Source organism: Streptomyces nanhaiensis (assembly GCF_046614825.1).
GTDB classification, from domain to species: Bacteria; Actinomycetota; Actinomycetes; order Streptomycetales; family Streptomycetaceae; genus Streptomyces; species Streptomyces radiopugnans.
In genome coordinates this window covers 1-1,373 of record NZ_JBKJFM010000337.1, presented here as the reverse complement: position 1 = coordinate 1,373, position 1,373 = coordinate 1, and the positions used below count along the sequence as shown (strand labels likewise).

Sequence of the window (1,373 nt, the reverse complement as noted above, 5' to 3'; positions counted from 1 at the left end):
CCCGGCTCCCCGCCCGAGGCCCTGCGCCGGGCCGCCCTGCTCACCGGATGGGCGCTGCGCGAGGACGCGGCCGCCTCGGGCGGCGTACCGGAGCCGGACCTGCGGCGCGAGCGCTGGATGCGGGCCCGGCTGGCCGAGGCCACCGCGCACGGGGAGCGGGCCGCCGTGGTGGTCGGCGCGTTCCACGCCCCGGCACTCGTAGGCCGGGAGGCCGAGGGGAGCACCGGGGAAGGGAGCGCGGAGAAGGAAGGCGCCGGGGAGGGGGCCGGAACGGGCGCCGTTGCGCAGCGGCCCGCCTGGACCACTTCCCTGATCCCCTACACCTACGCCCTCCTCGACGAGCGGTCCGGTTATCCGGCGGGCATCCGGGATCCGGAGTGGCAGGACATGGTCCTGCGCGCGGCGGGCGATCCGGCCGCGCTGGAGGAGGCCCTGACACGGGCGGCCGTACGCGTCTGCGCCGAACTGCGGAGCCTGGGGCACCCCTCGGGTCCCGCCGACGCACGCGAGATCAGCCGGCTGGCCTCGGACCTCGCCCGGCTGCGCGGCCTGCCCGCGGCGGGCCGCGGTGAACTGGTCGAGGCCGTGCAGACGGTGCTCGCGCAGGGCGAGCCGTACGGGCGGGGGCGGGCCGTGGCACGGGCGATGGAGCGGGTGCTCGTCGGCACGCGCGGCGGGCGTCCCGCCCCGCGGGCGCCGCGCAGCGGCCTGGCCCCCGCTGTCGAGGCCGAGGCCGCCCGGCTGGGCCTGCCCGGCCCCTCCTCCGGCGGCCCCGGCCCCTCGCGGGACATGCGGCTGGACCCGCTGCGCTCCGACCTCGACCGCCACCGTGAACTGCTGCTGCGCCGGCTGGCGGTGTGCGGGGTGCCCTACGGCGAGGCCGGGGAGGTCGTCGGCGCGGGCGGCGCCGAGGCCCTCACCTCCCGCTGGGAGGTGCGCTGGACGCCGGCCACGGACGCCGTGCTGACCGCGGCCGGCGTACGCGGGGTCACCCCCGCGCAGGCCGCCGAAGGCGTGCTGCGCGAACGGCGGCGCCTGGAGCACGACGAGGGCGGGCCGACGGCCGCGCAGGCCCTCGAAGGACTCCGGCAGGCGGCGGAGTGCGGCCTGTCCGGGCTCGCGGACGAACGGCTCGGCGAGGTCGCCGACGTCCTGCCCCGGGCCGGTACCCTGCCGGAGCTGCTGGCCGGCCTGGCCCTGCTGGACCGGCTGCGGGCCGGCCATGTCCCGGGACTCGGCGCCGACGCGGGCCGTCCGGCGCGGCCGGCCGCCGCCGCGTAACCGCTCACGGCGGCGGCGGTCCGGCAGGTGGCCGGCCTCACCGGATCCGAGGACCCGGCCCACGCCCGCGCCCTGCCCGAACCCCCCTCCCT

At 80.1% G+C, this 1,373-nt stretch carries 1 pseudogene; it reads left to right on the top strand.

Annotated features, from left to right (window positions below):
• Positions 1–1,373: pseudogene (locus tag ACLIYP_RS30430) on the top strand (DUF5682 family protein); the annotation flags it as partial.